1 protein-coding gene and 1 pseudogene are annotated in these 950 nt (G+C 54.4%); both read right to left on the reverse strand.

Annotated features, from left to right (window positions below):
- A pseudogene (locus HMPREF1627_RS00335) lies at positions 1–532 on the reverse strand (phosphoenolpyruvate carboxykinase (GTP)); the annotation flags it as partial.
- Between the two features lie 276 nt (positions 533–808).
- Positions 809–950, reverse strand: a 142-nt coding sequence (locus HMPREF1627_RS10295) for an adenylosuccinate synthetase (protein WP_199805852.1), incomplete at its 5' end; no start/stop codon positions are given.

The following is a 950-nucleotide window of genomic DNA, read 5'->3' on the forward strand; positions in this document are numbered from 1 at the left end:
CCCAAGGCTTGCCTTCAGCAATGAGGTCCATAGCAGCCTTGCCCATGCGAGTCATGATGCGCATGCTGACAACAACGTACGGGGAGTCCGTAAGCTCAATACCCAGCTGGGAGATCGGGCCACCGATCGGGCCCATCGAGAACGGAACTACGTAAAGAGTGCGGCCCTTCATAGCACCGGTGAATACGTGCTTCAGGGTCTCCTTCATCTCCTTCGGATCAGCCCAGTTGTTGGTCGGGCCTGCATCCTCTTCCTTCTCGGAGCAAATGAAGGTACGGGACTCAACGCGAGCCACGTCAGACGGCTTGGAGCGAGCAAGGAAAGAGTTCGGGCGCTTCTCCTCGTTCAGCTTCGTGAACATTCCGGACTCAACCATCTCGGAAGTGAGACGATCCCACTCTTCCTCGGATCCGTCACAGAAATAAACTGACTTCGGGGTGGTGAGCTCAGCGATCTCAGCAACCCACTTGATAACTTCTTCGGGAACATTAGCCGGGGCAACCGACTTGATATCCTCAATCGTTACGGTCATACCTAAGCCTCCTGGGCGTTGTATTTCCTGGGTGCCGTATGCACCCAAAGGTATCGACTAGACCCCATTTAGGGATCTTGGCCACTGCCTCCAATTATGGCTTATTTAACAAGATTTTGCACGTTCTGGACGAGCCAAATATGTCCGAAATAGCCATATACAAACGCATATTTGTGCAATATGGCGGTTTTTGCCGATCTGCAAATGCCGGTAAGACGATTTACGCCGGCCCAAGCGGACCGGCGTAAAAGCAAAGGCAGTTTTACCTTATTGGTTTCACTCCGCGGCGAGGTCGTGGCGAACAATCGCCGCATCACGGCTCGGACCCACCCCGATCACCGACACACGCACGCGAGAAAGCTCCTCAAGCCGCTCGATGTAACGCTGCGCATTGGCCGGCAGCTCTTCAAACGTGCGC

The organism is Actinomyces sp. S6-Spd3 (genome assembly GCF_000758755.1).
Taxonomy (GTDB): Bacteria; Actinomycetota; Actinomycetes; order Actinomycetales; family Actinomycetaceae; genus Pauljensenia.